This is a genomic window from Rikenella sp. (genome assembly GCF_056799795.1).
In genome coordinates this window covers 26,685-44,940 of record NZ_JBQIQO010000020.1, presented here as the reverse complement: position 1 = coordinate 44,940, position 18,256 = coordinate 26,685, and the positions used below count along the sequence as shown (strand labels likewise).

The window sequence follows — 18,256 nt, the reverse complement described above, 5'->3', positions numbered from 1 at the left end:
GCCCCGGCCGCATAAAGTCAATCCACAGATAGGGTAGACCCGGATAGCTTTCGCGTGCCGAGCGTCCCCGTTTATTCCGAGAGGCAACGCAACTGAAGACCGTATGTGCGACAGTCAGCAAAGCCAGTGTAGAGATGTTGGGGCCGGAGATTTAGATTCGTACTGTAACCTCCATCAGGCGAAGCAGACCACATAGTCCCTTCCTTGCCCAGACCGATCAGTTCCCCAGCGTTCCCCCCGCGGTAGCCCGGGGCTGGAACGCCCCGACACCCTACGCCTCCTGCTGCGCGTTCCGCTTCAGGTCGAGATAGAACGCCACCCGCGCACTCTCCATCCACGGAACCAGCCACAGAAATCCGATCCCCAGCGTCAGTATCGCCAGCAGAATCCAGCCGATGAAACTCAGGTCCAGCAAGAACAGCTTCATCTTGTGCCCCCTCATCATCGCCATACTCTTGCAGATCACCTCGTCCGCCCCCAGCTCCGGCTCATCGTTCAGGATGAACGGCGTCATCGCATACGAATACGCCTTGATGATCCCCGGAATCACCAGCAACAGACTCCACAACCACGTGTAGAGCATCATCAGCAACATCGTCCCCAGCGTCTTGCCATAGTTGTTGAACCCGACGAAGATCGCATTGATCTGCGGCTCCGTTCCCGCCCGCATCAGGTTCAGGAAAATGATCTGGAACCCGAAACCCAAAACCGGCATCACCAGCAGCGAGGCCGGGAATTTCAGGAACGGGATGTACGAGCAGGCCCCCGCCAGTAACATGTAGACCAGCGTAGTCAGCACCGCCGGCGTCCATTTTCCGGCCAGAGCCGTCTGTGCGCTGCGGCGCAAGTCGCGATTGATAGTCAGTGCCATAACGATTCGTGATTAAGTGAGTAATTACAAATGTAAACAAAATTTACCGCAACAGAATGCGCGTATAGACCGGCAGATGGTCGCTCAGCTCCCGATCCGGATACCCCTCGAAACGTCCCGTCCGTGTCAGCATCCCCTGCCGCAGAAAGACCCGCGCCTCCTCCGCCACCGTTCCCCGCCCCACGAAAATCTGGTCGAACATCAGCCACACATCGTGCCAGGCATACGACCCCTCGCCCCGTCCATGCGCCCCTGCCGCTAACGGCCTCCACCCCTCCAGCCGGCGGCGAACCAGCCTCGACGACGGATTCTCGTTGAAATCCCCCAGCAGCACCACCGTCGCCGCCGCCGAGTCCGCCGCCGCATGCGCATCGAGCCGTGCCGCCATCTCCTCCCTCGCCCGCGTCGCCCGGTGGTAGCCGCCCCGGCGCGAAGGCAGGTGAACCGCATAGACCACCAGCGGCCTCGTCGCCCCCGCCACCGAGAACTCCGCCCGCAAGACATCCCGCGTCGGATAGTCCGTCGCCATCCGGATCGGTTCCGCCCCCGTCAGCCTCATCCGGTCGGCCCGGTAGAGCAGCGCCACATCGATGCCCCGCCTGTCCGGCGAATCGTAGTGGATATGGCGATACCCCTCTCCCGCCAGCCCCGGCGAACCGAGCAACGCATCCAGCACCCCCGCGTTCTCCACCTCGCACAGCGCGATCACATCCGGCGCCATCGCTCCGATCGTCCGACCCAGCCGCTCCGTTTTACGTTGCCACGCCTCCGGCGTCGGCACCTCGTCCGCTATGCCCGGATCGTTGATCGTGTCGAAAAGATTACAGACATTGTAAGTCGCCACCACCAGCGTCGTTCCGCGCTCCGTCGCCCCCGTCCGGAACGGCCCGCCCGCCGACAAGGCGAAAACGAAGAGAAGAAACAAGCGTCTCACGGACCATCGAAACCTTACATCGCCTCCTCGGCCTGCTCCACCGCCATGCGCGTCGCCGTGCCGACCAGCTTCGCACACCGCTCCGTCAGTTCAAGAAAGAAAAAGACCGCCGTCGGATTCGCCCCCTCCTCTCCCAACCGCGCCAGCAGCTCCGTTCGCCTTCCCTCCGCCCAGCTCCGCACCACTTCGCCCAGCTTGCGCGCCTGCCCCACCTCCTCCGGTTCCGGATGTTCCAGACAGAGCGTCATCCGGTAGATCGCCTCCTCCGTCATGTCGTACAGCCGTTCCGCATCCTCCCTCAGCGTGTGGTCGAACCACAGATCCCGCTCCCGTTTCGCCCGGATCGTCCGGGCCAGCTCCAGATTTTCGTCCCCGATCAGCTCGATGTCCGACACCGTGCGGAACATCCGCTGCAACCGCACCGTCGCCCGTTCGCTGTTGTCCTGCGAGACGATGTGCGACAGGAAAACCACGATCTCCCGTTCCACCCGATCCGTAATCCGTTCGTATTTCTCCACATGCGCATATCCCCTTCGGAACTCCTCCAGCTGACGCGTGCACGTCAGCTCGCGTACCATGTTGAACATCTTGAGCATCCGCTTGGCATGCGTCGCGATTTCGTGATGCGCCTGCATCAGGGCCAGCTCCGGCGTCGAGATCATCCCCGAGTCCAGCGCCAGCAGCCTTCTCTGGTCGTCCGACGCCTCGTGCGGCAGGATCCGCGCCAGCAGCTTCATCAGCTGCGGGATGAAATTCGCCGCGATAAAGACATTCAGCAGATTGAAAACCGTGTCGAAAAAAGCCAGCATCAACGGCGTGCAGCCCGCCCCCAACCCGCCGAACAGCCCGAAGCACAGAATGATTCCCGGCACGATCCACGGCAGCAGCGGCGCGCACCACAACGCCCCGAAGAGGTTGATCGCCGTATGCGCCAGCGCCGCCCGTCGTGCCGACGTGTTGAGCGTCGTCGTCGCCAACACCGCCGTCGCCGTCGTGCCGATATTTGCCCCCAGCACCATCGCCGCCCCCGTCTCCAACGGCAGCCATCCCCCCTGACACAGAATCATCGTCATCGCGATCGTCACGGCCGACGATTGCAGCACCGCCGTCAGCAGGACGCCGATCAGCAGGAAGACCACGATCGACGGATATCCCAGCCCCGCATAAGTCGCCAACTCGTCGAAAAACCCCGTATGGGCCGCCACCGCGTTCGTCGACGCCTGCAACACCGAGAGCCCCAGCAGCATCAGCGCGAAACCGATGACCGTCTCCCCCAGGTCGCGATATCGGTTCTTGCGGAGCAGCACGAAAGCGAACCCCAGCCCCACCAGCGGGATCGAGATGACCGACACCCGCAGCGCGAATCCGAACAGCGCGATGACCCATACCGTCGCCACCGTGCCGATATTGGCGCCCATCATCAGTCCGATCGCCCGTCGCAAGTCGATCAGCCCCGCGTGGGTGAATCCCGCGATCGTGACCGACGTCGCGCTCGACGACTGCACCGTAGCCGTGACCGTCGCCGCCGCCCCGATTTGCGAGCCGATCGTCTCTCCGGCCCGTCCCATCGATTGTCTGAGCCGGCAGCCCGCCGCCCGTTGCAACGCCTCGCTCATCAGCTTCATGCCGAAAAGAAGCAGCCCCAGCGAACCGATGATTTGGAGAATACGTACAAGAATATCCATGGAGCCGAGCAGTTGTTTGAGGACAAAAATACGATTTTTCGCCAGTCGCATCAAATCGCCCCTCCGCCCGTTTCATTTGGTTCTCGACCGCATGGATTTCGAGCGACCGGGCGAAAAACGCGCCCCCCGCCGGGTGAGCCGAACGGCCCTCGCCGCTTTTCGCCCCAATCTCCCCTCCGCCGTCTCCTTTGGCCCTCGACCGCATGGATTTCGAGCCGCCAGGCGGAGAATGCGCCTCCCCCTCCGCCGGGCGGGACGAACTGTGGCCGCCGCGTGCCACCCGCTGGCCGTTCGGTCGGGAAATCTTATCTTTGCGACTCACCGCCGGCCCCGAGCCGGCCTTGCAACGCAGCTTTTTCTATGGAGAAAAATACCGTCGGTCGCGTCAAACTCTGGAAAATCATCCTCCCTGTCGTACTGGGGCTCGGGTGGGTGGCGTGGATGATCTGGCGCGAGTTCGACCCCGCCGTATTCGAATCGATCCGTTTCACCTGGCGCGCCCTGCTGTTCGTGCTGATCGCCTTTGTGTTCATGGCCGGTCGCGACCTCGGCTACATCATCCGCCTGCGCCTCTTCAGCCGCAACGACCTCGGCTGGCGACAAGCCTTTCGGATCACCATGCTGTGGGAGTTCACCTCCGCCGTGACCCCCTCGGCCATCGGCGGAACCAGCGTCGCGATCGTCTTCGTCCACAAAGAGGGCGTGCCCGTCGGCCGGAGCGCAGCGATCGTGATGCTCACCTCGTTTTTCGACGAGCTCTACTTCGCCCTGCTCTTTCCGGTCGTCTTTTTCATCGTCGGCGGCGACCGCCTCTTCGGCGGGCCGATGGGCCACCAGCTCATGCTCTTCGCCACCATCGGCTACGGGCTGAAACTCGCCTACCTGCTCCTGTTGAGCTACGGCCTCTTCTTCAACCCCCGGGGGTTGAAGTGGCTCCTTGTGCGTCTTTTTTCGTTGCCCGGGTTGCGGCGGTGGAAAGCCGGGGCCGTCGAAGCGGGCAACGGTATCGTCCGGAGCGCGATCGAGATCCGGCGCTATCGGCCCCTGTTCTGGCTCCAGTCTTTTGCAGCCACGTTTCTGTCGTGGAGTTCCCGGTATTTGGTGGCCAACGCGTTGTTCATGGCGTTTTTCACGCTGAGCGACCAGTTTTTGGTCTTCGCCCGCCAGCTGGCGATGTGGATCATGATGCTCGTAGCGCCTACCCCCGGCGGTAGCGGCTTTGCCGAGTACATTTTCACCCACTTTCTGAGCGACGTGATCCCGGCAGGGGCTTCGGTACAGGTCGGTGCCGCAGCCGTGATCGCGCTGCTGTGGCGCCTGGTGACCTATTATCCGTATCTGATTATGGGAGTGATTATCCTGCCTCGCTGGCTCCGCCGCAGCTTCGGCCGCCGGCCGGAAGAGCAGACACCTTCTTCGGTCGTCGGGCCCGACATCGAATCCTAAGCACAGCCCGTTTTGCGCGCATAGGATTTTTGTCTATGTTTGCACTCGGAATCCTTGAAGTGATCGAGTGTGCTCGGTACACACAGATCGCACAAGAGTAAAAAATAAAACCCGTAAAAATTTGATATAATATTTTATTCTTTTTGTTCCTTATTTCTATTGCTTTTATATTTGCAGTCGAAATATTCGATACGTATAATGTCGTACGAATTTTTCGGACTATTTATTAACTAAATTTACTTTTTATGATGAAAAAACTGATTTTCGCAGCGTGCGGCGCAGTCGCTTTGACCGCTTGCAACAAAACCGCCCTTTTGGAAGAGGCTCGGCCCGTTCCGACGAAAGCGGCGACCGAAACCGCGGCGACCGTAACGGTTCGCGACGGTAAACTTTGCTTCGCCGACGAAGCGGCCATTGAGAAGACCCTTTCGATGCTGCTCGGAAAAGACGAATCAGGCTTTGGCTGCGTGGTACGACTCCTTGGGATTCGTTTCGCAGGAGATGGCCCGCGAAGCCGCTCTGGAAGAGTTCCGGTCGATGAGCTCGTTGGACGAATACCCCGCTTTCAAGGCGAAATACCAGGGCCAATTCCTTTTCAATGACAATTTGGAAGAAGAGGACTACCAGCCTTACGTAGCCGCCAATCGGTTCGCCTATGAAATGATTTTGAACGCCGACGGGGATGTGATTGTGGGCGGTCAGGCCGTGAACTACAACTACGACTCGTTCGAGCAGACCATGTATTACCGCGTGGCGCAGGCAGCCGGGAATGGAGATGTGATGACCCGCATTACTCAAGAGACTAAAACCAATCAGGTCTTTGTCAAAACCAGCAAAAAGAAATGCTGGGCGTGGGCCTATTTGGTTAACGATATCGTTTATATTCAGGTAACCGCCCAAAAGAAAAATCTCTTTGGATGGAACGATTACAAAGCTGAATATTATTTCACTTTTGCTAATCGCGATTATAACGAGACGTTAACTCAAAACTGGAAATATATCAGTTCTACAGTTGCCGGTGAAACGATAGGACAAGGGATATGGACAGATAGAATTAGTTGCAATTCGAAATTTGAATTTGGGAGAAAAGCCGATATGTCCAAATTGTCTATTGCCGATTTAACGGTTATGTCTTCAGGGACAAAACCGTCCTCGGGCTGGCTCCACATTGAACTTTAGTTAGTGATTGATGAAACGGTATTTGCTTCTTGTATGGCTTGGGCTCTCGGTAGCGGCCTGTAAAAAAACGGAACCGCAGACATTTACCGGGCCGAGGGCCGAGGGGCGCGTCTCTTTCCTGCAGGAAGAGATGGTCGTGAAAGTAACCCCGTCGATGAACTCGGTGACTATTCCGGTTTGCCTGACTCGGCCCGACCGATCGCAGACTTTGGTCGCTAACGTGTTGTTGGGAAAGGAAACGACCGCGGAAGAGGGGCGACACTTCCAAATGCAAACCGTAACGCCCGATCCGAACGGCACCTTAGTTTCGGCCTATCCGGTCGCGCTGTTCAGTCCGGGAGATACGGCGGCCTTGTTTTCGATTACCCTGGCCCCGACTCAGATCGACAAGTCGTATGTCGTGGAGCTATGCATTCCGGACACCTACAATCCGTTCCATATGGATCCGATTATCCGCCAGTTGTTGATTCGGTTGGAACCGGTTGCGGAACAAGAGTAATATCGGGTTTCAACAGCTTGTTGAATCTCGCATCCTTCAACGGATATCCTTGCCTCAAGCAGTAAGGATATCCGTTTTTTATCTTTGCCCCGGCTGGAACCGTACCTTTTCTGAAGAAAAGGTACCCAAAAGACTTTTGGAGGATGCGTACGCATCCTAAAGCTGCCGGCAGCCCAACTCTCGGACTTTCTTTGGGCCGGGAGCGAACGGCGCGCTAATGCGAGCTCAACCTCATGCGCGCCGTTGCCCCGACCCAAAAGGAACCACAGATAATGAGGACTGCGGAGCCTGAGGCGTAGCGTAGCTATCACGAAAGTTCTTTGCGCCGCTTTCTTACAAGAAAGCGGCAGTTCCCTGCGGGTAGACACAGGAAAATCGTATCTTTGTTACTTCAGGAAGTCAACAAAAGCAAGATCGTTATGACACAACTTTTCGTCGAGTGGAACGTCGACCCCGTCGCCTTTTCGTTCGGCAGTTTCGAAATCGCCTGGTACGGCGTTTTGTGGGCCCTCGCCCTGCTCAGCAGCCTGTGGCTTTTCGCCCGGATGGTGCGTCGCGAGGGGCTCGACCCCCGGCTCGTAGACTCCGGTTTTCTGTACGGCGTTCTCGCCACCATTATCGGCGCCCGCCTCGGCCACTGCCTCTTTTACGAGCCCCAAGAGTACTTCCTGCACCCCTTCATGGACAGTTTTCCGTGGATCAAGCTGCTTGATATTCGCGGCGGCGGATTGGCCAGCCACGGAGCCGCCCTGGGGCTGCTCCTCGGGCTGTGGCTCTTCGCCCGGAAGTGGAAGTTTCCCTACATCTGGATTCTCGACCGCGTCGCCGTGATGGTGCCGCTGGCCGGCGCCCTCGTGCGGTTCGGCAACCTCATGAACTCCGAGATCTACGGCGACCCGACCACCCTGCCCTGGGGCTTCATTTTTCTGCGGGCCCATGAGACCGTACCCATGCACCCGACCCAGATCTACGAAGCATTGGCCTATCTGGCCATCTTCTTTCTGCTGGCCCATTTGTATTGGCGCACCCGTCTCGCCGAGCAGAAACGCGGCCTACTCTTCGGCCTCTTTTTGATCCTGCTCTTCAGCGTTCGGTTCCTGATCGAATCCATCAAACAGCCCCAGGAAGCGTGGGAACAGGATATGATCCTGAATATGGGCCAGATACTCAGCCTGCCATTCATCGTTGCCGGCGGCGCGATCCTGTGGTGGGCCTTTCGCCGACCGGCCCAACCATATACCGATATGCCGCTCGCGAACCCCGCTCCGAACCCTACCATTAAAAAACGTAAATAACCATGCGTCTTCTCCTTATCAGCAACTCCACCAACGCAGGCGAAGCCTATCTGGAATACCCCAAACCGCAGATCGCCGATTTTCTGGCCGTTTCGGCCACCCCCGTGAAACGCGTGCTGTTCGTCCCCTACGCCGCCGTGACCTTCAGCTACGACGACTACCAGGCCAAAGTCGCCAACCGCTTCGCCGAGTTCGGCGTCGAAGTCGACTCCGTCCACACCTACGCCGATCCGGTGCAAGCCGTTCGGAATGCGCAGGCGATTGTCGTGGGAGGCGGCAACACCTTCCACCTGGCCAAGACCATGCAGGATCAGGGCCTCTACGAACCCATTCGCGAAGCCGTTCTGGAGCGCGGCGTGCCCTATATCGGGTGGAGCGCCGGCTCCAATATGAGCTGCCCCACGATCTGCACCACCAACGACATGCCGATCGTGGAACCCCTCTCGTTCAAAGCCTTGGGACTCATTCCCTTCCAGATCAACCCGCACTATCTCGATGCCCATCCCGAAGGACATGCCGGCGAGACGCGCGAGATGCGGATCGAAGAGTATATCGCGGCAAATAAGGGGATGCGCGTCGCCGGATTGCGCGAAGGGTGCATGCTGCGGGTCGAAGGGCGGACCCTCTCGCTGATCGGGCCCCGCACCATGCGGCTGTTCCGTTACGGAACCCCTCCGCGCGAGTTGGCAGCGGGTGAAGAGCTCTCGTTTTTGTTGAACGACTGACCCCCTCGGTTTTATGGACAGACTGGATGAAATCGTCCGGAACGAATGCGACACCTGCGGCTTTTCGGCCGCAGGTGTCGTCGCTTATGCCCCGTTGGAAGCCGAGCGGGAACGCTTTCAGAGATGGCTTTCGGCCGGTTACGGCGCCGATATGGGGTATTTGGCCCGTTCGGCCGCCTATCGGCACGATCTGCGGAGACTGTTTCCCGAAGTTCGCAGCGTGGTCGTGACCCTGACCTCCTATCGCCGTCCTCCCGCCGTGCGCCAGCCGGAAGGAGTGCCTCGAATCGCCCGTTTCGCCTGGGGTCGGGATTACCACGACGTCCTGAAGCGGAACATGCGGCATTTGTTGGACGCGATTCGCCGCCATGAAAGGTTTGCAGCGGCCAAGGGTCGGGCAGTGGTCGACAGCGCCCCGGCTTTCGAACGGGCCTGGGCCGTTCGGGCCGGCTTGGGATGGGTAGGTCGCAGCTCGATGTTGGTTCATCCCCGCTTGGGGAGCTTCACCCTCATCGGTCTGTTGTTGTTGGACGTCCCGCTGCCGGACGATTACGTCCCGCCGGTCAGCGTGCCGAACGGCTGCGGCAGTTGCAGCCGGTGTATGGAAGCCTGTCCCACCGGCGCAATCGTCGCACCCCGGACGCTCGATGCGCGTCGGTGCCTCTCTTACCAGACCATCGAACGTCGCGAAGCGGTGGAGGCAGAGTTTCGTGCAGCTTTGGCAGGACGGATTTTCGGTTGCGACCGTTGCATGGAGGTCTGCCCGTATAACAACCAGGCCGAGATGCCGTTATCTCCGGTCGGTTCCGGCCTGGAGGCGAATCCGGCCCAGTTGTCAGTGACAGCGGAAGAGTGGCAGGAGATGTCCGCCGCCGAGTTTGTCGAGCGTTTCGGTGCGAGTCCTTTGTTTCGTGCCGGTCTATCGAAGCTCCGCACCTCCCTGCCGTAGCGCCATCCTATCGGGGTAGAGGCTGCCGCGAGGTTAGGGCAGACCCGGCCAGAGCATCCCGTAGGGATGCGCTCTAAAGTTTTTCTGGTTCTCTTTGTTCACAAAGAGAACAGTTCTAGCCGGGGCAATGACCAGATCGCGCGCCGCCGCCGTAAAAGGAAAATCTTGTCAAAATGCACAAGTGCATTTTGACAAGATTTCCCAAGGCGCGCATCAAAGAACTGGGCCGAACAGATTAAGCGATACGTAGTATCGCTCCGTCCCTCCGGTGCGCCCATCGGGCGTTTTGTTAGGGTTGTCTTTGCCTTATTAGCCGTCCGCCGCCCGCGTAGGGCAGTTTCAGGCGGGACAAAACTCATCCGCGCGCGATGCGTTTGAATAAGATTTCCGCCAGCGCGCGGACAGAGAACGGAGGTAGAGGCTGGCAGTGGAAATGCGTCAGCATTTCCCGTCCACGGGACGTGGGGCCCGCTTGGCCGACGCGTTCGCGTCATGGCGCGCGGCCGTTATTACTTTCCTGTTGCTCGCGCGCCACGCCTAAAAAAGCGATTCAGCTATTTCGGCGGTAGCCGAATATAGATGAATCGCGCAGGCGCGCGAAAAAACTCGATCCCGCGCAAAACCCCGTCGCCCGCCCGCCTAAAGAGGGATTTCGCTCGTTTTGTGATAGCAAAATCGAGATGAAATCCCAGCGGCGGAGCGACAGCGGAGCCGCAGTGAGGCGGACACGGGGCGGAGAATTGGGGTACGCTTTGGGCTGTGCTTGTTCTTCGGGCGGTGGATTGGGCTGAACTGTTGGCCGAGCTTCTGCGGCTCTTTGAGCCGCGCAGTTCGCCGCCACCCCGCGCGGCGGACTGCAACTCGACGGGGCTCGTTGCATTCACCGCTGGCGGCGACTGCAAACAGGGTGCGGACGAATGGGCGTTGCTCTTGCGGTTCGTAGAACCGCCGGGCTTGCGCGCTGGGCCTTTGGCCCACCCGGGGAGCGCGCAGCCCGAACCCGACAGACATGATCAGTAAATGGGGCTGAGCTCTTGCGACCCTTTAGGGTCGCGCGGGCCGGACGCCTCCCCCTCGGGAGGCCCGCAACACGCCGCTCCGCGCCGAGAGTTGCTGTTCCTCCCGGGCGTCCGGCCGCATAAAGTTCGGCTACATGGGGCAGCTCCAGCCCCTTGCCCCCGCGGGCCTCCTGCCCGTTTATTCCGAGAGGCAACGCAACTGAAAACCGAAGGCACGAAAACTGCTGCTACATGGTTCAAGCCAGGTTACATAGGCAGCCATATACATGCCGTTTTTCTCGTTGACCGTAGAAGCCCAGCTGTATCCGTAAGCCCCGACATAAGCTAAACCGCCCATCCATTCTTCATTGCCGGCTCCGCGGTAGCCCGGGGCGCGCCGCTCGGCCCTCAAAAGCTGGGCGCCTCTATCCTAAATTGCCCGCGGGCCTCCTGCCCGTTTATTCCGAGAGGCACCGCAACTGAAAACCGAAGACGCGGAAGTTCGCGATATAGGGGTTAAGATACGTCACGTCGAAAGTCAAGTACACACCTCGAATCCCATTACTCGCGGACGACCAACTGAACCCGTGGTTGCCGTTGCTCTTCTGCGCGCCCGAAGAGTGGTCGCGGAAGCCCGGGGCCGGGGAGCGGCTGTGCCGCGCAACGTGCCAAATAGCCCCCGAAACAATGAACCGTGCGAAATAAAAAAGGTGCTCTGCGCGGAGCGCGGAACACCCTTTCCAAGGCCAATAACCCGTTCAGGCACCGACCGTTATTTCAACACCCCCAGCTCCCGTCCCACCTTCGTGAACGCCTCCACACACCGATCCAGGTGCTCCCGTTCGTGTCCCGCCGACACCTGTACCCGGATCCGCGCCTGATCCTTCGGCACCACCGGATAGTAGAACCCCGTCACATAAATCCCCTCCTCCAGCAACCTCGCCGCGAACACCTGCGACAGCTTCGCATCGTACAGCATCACCGCACAGATCGCCGATTGCGTCGGTTTGATATCGAACCCCGCCGCAATCATCCGGTCGCGGAAATAGGTCACATTTTCCGCCAGCTTCGCGTGCAGGTCGTCGTTTTCGCCCAGCATGCGGAACATCTCGATCCCCGCTCCGACCACTGCCGGCGGGATCGAATTCGAGAAGAGATAAGGCCGCGACCGCTGCCGCAGCATGTCGATAATCTCCTTTCGTCCCGTGGTGAAACCGCCCACCGCCCCGCCGAACGCCTTGCCCAGCGTCCCGGTGATGATATCGACCCGTCCCCGGACGTCGAACAGCTCCGTCACCCCTCGCCCCGTCGGCCCCACGACCCCCGCCGAGTGGCACTCGTCCACCATCACCAGCGCATCGTATTTTTCCGCCAGTTCGCAGATCCGATCCATCGGCGCCACATTGCCGTCCATCGAGAAGACCCCGTCCGTCACGATGATTCGGAACCGCTGCGCCTGCGCCAGTTTGAGCTGCGTTTCGAGATCTTCCATATCGGCATTCGCATACCGATACCGTTTCGCCTTGCAGAGCCGCACCCCGTCGATGATCGAGGCGTGGTTCAGCGCATCCGAAATAATGGCATCCTCCTCGCCCAGGATCGGTTCGAACACCCCCCCGTTCGCATCGAAACAAGCAGCGTAGAGGATCGTCTCCTCCGTTCCGAAATAGTCGGCAATGGCACGTTCCAGCTCTTTGTGAATGTCCTGCGTCCCGCAGATGAACCTTACCGACGACATCCCGAACCCGTGCGTATCCATGGCCCGTTTCGCCGCCTCGATCAGCCTCGGATTGTCCGAGAGCCCCAAATAGTTGTTGGCGCAGAAGTTGAGCACCCGTTGTCCGTCCTCCACCTTGATTTCCGCCCGTTGCGGCGTGGTGATGATGCGTTCCCGTTTGTAGAGTCCGGCCGCGTCGATCGCCGCCAGCTCATCCTTGAGGTACTGTTTGACTTTTCCGTACATCGTAGTTATGAAGTTAAGAGTTTTAAAATTATTTGTGTATTCGGAATCGCGAACCGCATCGCGTCCCCTGTGCGTTTGAGTGATGCGGTTAGACCCGGCCAGCGCATCCCTTTAGGGATGCGCTCTAAAGTTTTTTTTGTTCTTTTTGTTCACAACCGACGCTGCCAGCGAGTGCAATGCAAACGCAGTTTGCAAATTGCCGAGCGGCGAGGAGGAACCGAGTAGCGTACCGAAAGCAGAGACCGTTTATGGGCTATGCTGAGGTAGCACGAGGAAGCCGAAGGCAACGCGAAGCCAAAAGGAACATTCCCCTCAAACTAAATCGTGCGCCGCCGCCTAAAGAGGGAAATCGTCAAAACTCGCTTGCGTGTTTTGACAAGATTTCTCCAGGCGCGCATCGAAGAACTGGGCCGAACAAATTAAGCGATACGTAGTATCGCTCCGTCCCGCTGGGGCGCCCATCGGGCGTTTTGTTAGGGTTGTCTTTGCCTTATTAGCCGGCCGCCGCCCGCGCAGGGCAGTTCCGTCCGGCTCGAAGCTCGACCGCGCGCCCCGCCTAAAGAGGGAAATCGTCAAAATACACTTGTGTGTTTTGACAAGATTTCCCCTGGCGCGCGGACAAAGCCCGACCCGCGCGCGACCGCTGGAGTAGGAAATCATTCAAACGCGTTGTTCGCGTTTGAATAAGATTTCCGCCAGCGCGCGGACAAAGAACGGGGGTAGAGGCTGCCAGTTGAAATGCGCCAGCATTTCCCGTCCACGGGACGTGGGGCCCGCGCGGCCCGAGCGCAGTACCCTCCCTTAGGGCAGCCGCGCGCCACGCCAAAAGAAGCGATTCAACTATTTCGGCGGTGAGCCGAAATAGAATGAATCGCGTAAGGCGCGCGAAAAACTCGATTCCGCATAAAAATCCGTCGCCCGCCCGCGTAAATGGGGATTTCACTCATTTTGCGACAGCAAAATCGAGATGAAATCCCAGCGGGCGACGGTAAACGCGGCGGAGCGAAAGCAGAGCCGCAGTGAGGTAGACACGGGGCAGTGCTTTGGGCCGTGGGTTGGGCTGTGCTTTTCGGCTCTTCGAGTCGCGCAGTTCGCCGCCACCCCACGCGGCGGACTGCTTTAACAAAGCGCGCCCGAGGACGAACCCGACAGGCTGATGTTGAACTTTTGTTGGGTGTAGCAGGAGCGGGCCGAAGCCTGCGGGTGCACTCAACGAGCATGGTGAGTTGCGGGCCTCCCGCTGGGGGAGGCTATCGGCCCGCGCGGTTCTGCGAACCGCAGGGATGCACTCAAAACGCAATTAGGGTAGCTCCAGCCAGCAAAAGACGCTGTGCGTCCGTTTATTCCGAGAGGCAACGTAACAGAAGACCGAACGCCCGATTGTTCCCACCGTCCGGGCTGAGCCACGTCACATTGAACCCCACATACATGCCACTGGCACCGTTGCCCCCAGACGCCCAACAATATCCGTCATTGGCCACCCCATACATCGCGCCCGTATTGCTGAAGCGGAAGCCCGGGGCCGCGCCGACCCCCCGTCAAAGAACCGACAAAACCGCCGGAACAGACGCAAAGTTATTCTTTTGGGCCGAAAAAGGAAAACACAATACTCCCCGCTCCGAAGATGAAGATTGGCAAGAAATTTGCAGGAAAATCCGCGACACCCGCAGCAGTTTTGGAAAAAATTCAGCCAGCCGCCCCCTTTCTTCGTTCGAACCGTAAAATTTATCCGATATAATTCATATATTTGATTGAAATTGGTTTACTTTTCGGTTCCACCCCTCCCCGAGCCCCCGCTCCCCCGGACGAAGATCGGAAAGAGCACCAAACCCTCACCCCTCCAGCCGCCCTCGCCACCCCGGGCGCCCGGGAAACAAAAACGGAAACACGATGAGCACATCCACCAAACCCCTCCATCCCGCACCCCAGGACGAAACCACCGAACCCCAGGTTGCCAAACGCAAACGCGGCCGTCCGCGCAAGAACGGCCCCCTTCTCGACCAGCCCAAACGCAAACGCGGCCGTCCCCGTCGCGCCGAGCCCGACCTCGCCGACCTCCAGGACATCCACCTCGACCTCGCCGACCGCACCCGCGCCTCCGGCCGCCGTTCCGGACACTCCACCCGCGAACTGATCGTCGCCATGGCCAACGAAGTCATCAACCGCACCGGCATCGTCGACTTCCGGATCGAGACCGTCGCCCGCGCCCTCTCCCTCAGCCCCGGCAACATCACCTACCACTTCCCCAAAAAGGAAGACATCATCGCCGCCATCTGGGAGCAATACGAGACCACCATGCGTGCCACCCTCGCCGAGATCATCACCCCCTTTCTCGACATCAAACAACTCTACCTCTACTTCCGCGTCATCGCCTCCAAAGCCATCGCCTATGTCGGCGTGACCGCCTACTACTTCGGCGACCTCGGCGTCCTGCGACGCGAACACGCCACCTTCGCCCGATGGATGGACTCCACCCGCACCTGGATGTACGCCTGCTACGACCGTCTGACCGAAAACGGCTGCCTTCGCCCCATCGCCGACCCCCGCCTGCGCGACCTGATCTTCGCCTCCCAGATCACCCTCCTGCGCTGGTGGATCAACAACGCCTTCGCCAACCACGGCGGCGACCGCCTCGAAGAGGCCGTGAACCGCTACGTCTCCCTCTCGCTCCTGCAACTCCTGCCCTACCTCACCGACGAAGGGCGCCGCCAGTTTAAAAACATTGCCAACCAGATAAAATAGAGACGCCATGGCCCAGACCAAGAAAGAGAAACACCCCACGTCATCCGCCCTCGTAGTGCCCGGCGTATCCGACGAGCCCTCGACCCGCGCCACCATCCTTCGCCGCTCGCTCGAACTCATCAACGACACCGGGATGGTCGACTTTCGGATCGACGCCCTCTCCCGTTCCCTGGGGCTGAGCCCCGGGAACATCACCTACCACTTTTCGCGGAAAGAAGACATCTGTTACGCCCTGTGGGAGCGCTACCTCGACGAATACGACCACCTCGTCCGCCCGCTGACCACCCTGCTCGACCTCCGTCAATACTACCTCCTCAACCGCGTCCGGATCCGCCTCGACTACAAATACCGCGGCGTCGTGCTGTTCCGCAGCTCCGACCTCGGCGCCATGACCCGCGACCGGGAAGTGAACCGCGCCAACGAAGAGCACCACCTTTCGCTCGGGCGTCGCGCCGTTCAGCTTCTGACCGGAAACGGCTATATTCGGAAAGAAGCCACCCGCCAACAGCTCGAAGACATCCACGCCTGCCATTACGTTTTGACCCGCTGGTGCCTCAACTACGGTTACCAGGCCTATGGCGCCGACGACGTAGCCAACCGGCTGGATTACCTGGCCCTGATGTCCCTACACGCCCTTTATCCCGTTCTGAGCGAGAAAGGCCTCGCCGAATTCGCCGAGATTATGGATAAAGTCTCCGCCGATGATTCTCTGGGCGACCCTCCGTTGCAGTAGGCGCCTCCGACAAACTTAGGTGTCATCTATTTTCCACAGGGGGACTCACCGCGAGTCCCCCTGTTTTTATTGCCGCCGACAGAGCCATTATTTTCGAATAATTTTAGAAATAAAATAATTCAACAAAATATTGTCGCTTTCGATTCTTTGAGTCGTATTTGAAGTGTGATTTCTCTGAAAACTTTCGGAAAGACACGCTTTTTATTTACCTTTAATTTTTGAAGTGATAAAGAAAATGACTAAAATTCTGCTGGCCGCCGGCGGCGCAGCCCTGATTTGCGGCGGGTCTGTGATGACCTACCTCAAAGCACAAACCCCGATGACTATTCAGGAAGAACTGACCCTCGCCAACCTCGAAGCGATGGCTCTCAAAGATCTGGACAAATTAGACCTGGAACCGGGAGAACATATTAACTATGACAACGCAGCGAATTATTATTGCATCGAACCGGTAGGAGCAAGAGGATGTGGCAACAGAGACAATAGTATTTGCAGCATCGGCACTTTTTGTAATAAATATTAATGAAAGTGAAATTCTCGTTTTTTGTACAGGCGGCTACGGTATTTACCGTAGCCCTGTTTTTAGGTTGCCGTGTCCGACCCGACGCGCCGACGGCGCGAATTTCGACCAAGATCGCGCCCGAGCAGGCGGAACAAAATCTCTCCCATTGGTTCGACCGGGCCGAAATGATCGAGCTGAAAGGCATCCAGCTGGCCAATGTACAGCAGGTCATCGTTCAGGATACGATGCTGATCGTCCGGGCTCAGGCCGCCGACGGGTGGATTCATGTTTTCGGCCGGTCAGGACAATACCTCGGCAGCCTGTTGCCCAAAGGCAAAGGGCCGCGCGAGGCGATCAACGTCGCGCAAGTCTCGATCGTTCCGGACAAGAGCCATACGGTAGCCGTGCTGGCCGATTTCGGGCGTCATATTATGCTGTGCTCGCTGGACTCGATGCAGGTAGTCAGGAAAATAACGTTGCCGGAAAACGTCTCCGGGGCGGTGCAGATGACGGCGATGGAGGGGGACAGATATATGCTCTACAAGGACTATTTTTTTACGGACGGGCCGGAGTTCAAGCTCAATCTGTACGACGCCGCCACGGAGACCGTTGCGGGACAATATCTGCCGTTAGACAAGGAGATCGCGCGTTTTTTGGCCTTCTCGCAGCGGAACAACCTCTACCGGACGAAACAGGGAGCCGTCCGGTTTTACGAGACCTTCGGGCCGGGGATTTTCGAGTACGATCCGCACCGGGATTCGATGTCGCTGTACCTCCGTTTCGACAAGGGGGAGTACGAATTTCCGCAGACATTACTGGAGGGCGGGTATCCCAATCTGGATGCCTTTCTGGATGTATGTCTGGATCAACAGAGATATATCTGGGCGCACGTAAACTGTTATGAGACCCGGAACCTCGTGCTGTCGCTTTATACGTATAACAAGGCAAATTACCTGAATATCACCGACAAGCGAACCGGCGTTTCGGTCTCGATGCCTTCGGTGCGGGACGACCTGGTGGCCGATGCCTCGATAACCCCCTATAGGGCCCTCCCGATCGGGACGGATGACAGGCACTGCATCTTGGCGGCCGAGCCGTGGGAACTGATCCAGACAATGAACGACAAGCAGCAGGCCGGTGAACTGGAAGCATATAAGACTCGATTCCCGGAATTTTCCCGATTCATCGGAGGGCTGAATCCGGATGCCAACCCGGTGCTTATTATCTTATCGGAACGCGAGCCGGAGGCCTCGAACGGAGAACAACGATGAGACGCAAATATATTTGGGATGTCAAAGTATCTAGACGTTGGCCGGCGTCGGAACTATTATTTTTGAATAATTTTAAGAATAAAATAATCCGATAAAATATTGTTGTTTTCTGTTCTTTGAATTATATTTGAGGTGTGATTTCTCCGAAAACGTTCGGGGGAGACACAATTTTTATTTACCTTTAATTTTTGAAGTCATGAAGAAGATGACCAAAATTCTGTTGGCCGCCGGCGGCGCAGCCCTGATTTGCGGCGGGTCGGTGATGACCTACCTCAAAGCACAAACCCCGATGTCTATTCAGGAAGAGCTGACCCTCGCCAACCTCGAAGCGATGGCAGTAAACGACGAGGGTATTATAGATATTGGAGGAGGAGCAAGATGGTGGGTTTTGTATACGGACAGTGACGGGTCGCATATCTGCGAACCGAAAGGTTCCGCTGAATGTCTGTTTTAATCTGACCGAT

Annotated in this window: 16 protein-coding genes; 11 read left to right on the top strand and 5 right to left on the bottom strand. The window is 58.4% G+C overall.

The genetic code is table 11. The annotated features are described in order from the left end of the window. Window positions 1-271: 271 nt before the first annotated feature. Genes ACTO3O_RS06250 through ACTO3O_RS06240 form a run of 3 tightly spaced genes read right to left on the bottom strand, consistent with a single transcriptional unit; the run spans window position 272 to window position 3,490 of the window. The gene (locus ACTO3O_RS06250; protein WP_297830582.1) at window positions 272-871 is read right to left on the bottom strand and encodes a DUF975 family protein; all 600 of its coding nucleotides are present in this window, start codon (window positions 869-871) and stop codon (window positions 272-274) included. Window positions 872-914: 43 nt separating this feature from the next. Beyond that, window positions 915-1,796, bottom strand: a complete 882-nt coding sequence (locus tag ACTO3O_RS06245; RefSeq protein ID WP_298081153.1) for an endonuclease/exonuclease/phosphatase family protein — start codon at window positions 1,794-1,796, stop codon at window positions 915-917. A gap of 23 nt (window positions 1,797-1,819) precedes the next feature. After that, window positions 1,820-3,490: a Na/Pi cotransporter family protein gene (locus ACTO3O_RS06240; protein WP_297830578.1), complete on the bottom strand. Its 1,671-nt coding sequence runs from the start codon at window positions 3,488-3,490 to the stop codon at window positions 1,820-1,822. A 360-nt stretch (window positions 3,491-3,850) separates the two neighbouring features. Here ACTO3O_RS06240 and ACTO3O_RS06235 point away from each other — a divergent pair, with 360 nt between their 5' ends. The 6 genes from ACTO3O_RS06235 to queG all read left to right on the top strand — a co-directional run bounded on the left by ACTO3O_RS06235 (window position 3,851) and on the right by queG (window position 9,583). Then, a complete protein-coding gene (locus ACTO3O_RS06235; RefSeq protein ID WP_297830576.1) occupies window positions 3,851-4,936 on the top strand; it encodes a lysylphosphatidylglycerol synthase transmembrane domain-containing protein in 1,086 nt (361 codons plus the stop codon). 459 nt (window positions 4,937-5,395) lie between these two features. Beyond that, window positions 5,396-6,115: a hypothetical protein gene (locus tag ACTO3O_RS06230; RefSeq protein ID WP_298081151.1), complete on the top strand. Its 720-nt coding sequence runs from the start codon at window positions 5,396-5,398 to the stop codon at window positions 6,113-6,115. 130 nt (window positions 6,116-6,245) lie between these two features. Further along, window positions 6,246-6,614 (top strand): hypothetical protein, encoded by a 369-nt coding sequence (locus ACTO3O_RS06225; RefSeq protein ID WP_297830571.1) that lies wholly within the window; start codon window positions 6,246-6,248, stop codon window positions 6,612-6,614. 419 nt (window positions 6,615-7,033) lie between these two features. Continuing rightward, entirely contained in the window at window positions 7,034-7,909 is an 876-nt protein-coding gene (gene lgt / locus ACTO3O_RS06220; protein ID WP_297830570.1) for a prolipoprotein diacylglyceryl transferase, read from the top strand. A gap of 2 nt (window positions 7,910-7,911) precedes the next feature. Beyond that, window positions 7,912-8,634 carry a dipeptidase PepE gene (pepE, locus tag ACTO3O_RS06215; RefSeq protein WP_297830568.1) on the top strand — a complete coding sequence of 241 codons (723 nt, stop codon included), beginning with the start codon at window positions 7,912-7,914 and terminating at the stop codon, window positions 8,632-8,634. Window positions 8,635-8,647: 13 nt separating this feature from the next. Continuing rightward, entirely contained in the window at window positions 8,648-9,583 is a 936-nt protein-coding gene (queG, locus tag ACTO3O_RS06210; protein ID WP_297830566.1) for a tRNA epoxyqueuosine(34) reductase QueG, read from the top strand. 1,197 nt (window positions 9,584-10,780) lie between these two features. Here the strand turns inward: queG and ACTO3O_RS06205 are convergent. After that, window positions 10,781-10,939 (bottom strand): hypothetical protein, encoded by a 159-nt coding sequence (locus ACTO3O_RS06205; RefSeq protein ID WP_297830564.1) that lies wholly within the window; start codon window positions 10,937-10,939, stop codon window positions 10,781-10,783. 414 nt (window positions 10,940-11,353) lie between these two features. Then, complete coding sequence (gene kbl / locus ACTO3O_RS06200; RefSeq protein ID WP_297625217.1) at window positions 11,354-12,544, bottom strand: glycine C-acetyltransferase; 1,191 nt, start codon at window positions 12,542-12,544, stop codon at window positions 11,354-11,356. 1,890 nt (window positions 12,545-14,434) lie between these two features. Between kbl and ACTO3O_RS06195 the strand changes: the two genes are divergently transcribed. From ACTO3O_RS06195 to ACTO3O_RS06175, 5 genes are all read left to right on the top strand, one after another. Then, window positions 14,435-15,286: a TetR/AcrR family transcriptional regulator gene (locus ACTO3O_RS06195; RefSeq protein WP_297830562.1), complete on the top strand. Its 852-nt coding sequence runs from the start codon at window positions 14,435-14,437 to the stop codon at window positions 15,284-15,286. A 7-nt stretch (window positions 15,287-15,293) separates the two neighbouring features. Then, window positions 15,294-16,019 carry a TetR/AcrR family transcriptional regulator gene (locus ACTO3O_RS06190; protein WP_297830560.1) on the top strand — a complete coding sequence of 242 codons (726 nt, stop codon included), beginning with the start codon at window positions 15,294-15,296 and terminating at the stop codon, window positions 16,017-16,019. A gap of 235 nt (window positions 16,020-16,254) precedes the next feature. Beyond that, entirely contained in the window at window positions 16,255-16,542 is a 288-nt protein-coding gene (locus ACTO3O_RS06185) for a hypothetical protein (protein WP_297830558.1), read from the top strand. After that, complete coding sequence (locus ACTO3O_RS06180) at window positions 16,542-17,792, top strand: DUF4934 domain-containing protein (protein WP_297830556.1); 1,251 nt, start codon at window positions 16,542-16,544, stop codon at window positions 17,790-17,792. Before ACTO3O_RS06185 ends, ACTO3O_RS06180 begins: the two co-directional genes overlap by 1 nt. A gap of 196 nt (window positions 17,793-17,988) precedes the next feature. Continuing rightward, the gene (locus ACTO3O_RS06175; protein WP_297830554.1) at window positions 17,989-18,246 is read left to right on the top strand and encodes a hypothetical protein; all 258 of its coding nucleotides are present in this window, start codon (window positions 17,989-17,991) and stop codon (window positions 18,244-18,246) included. Window positions 18,247-18,256: the final 10 nt, after the last annotated feature.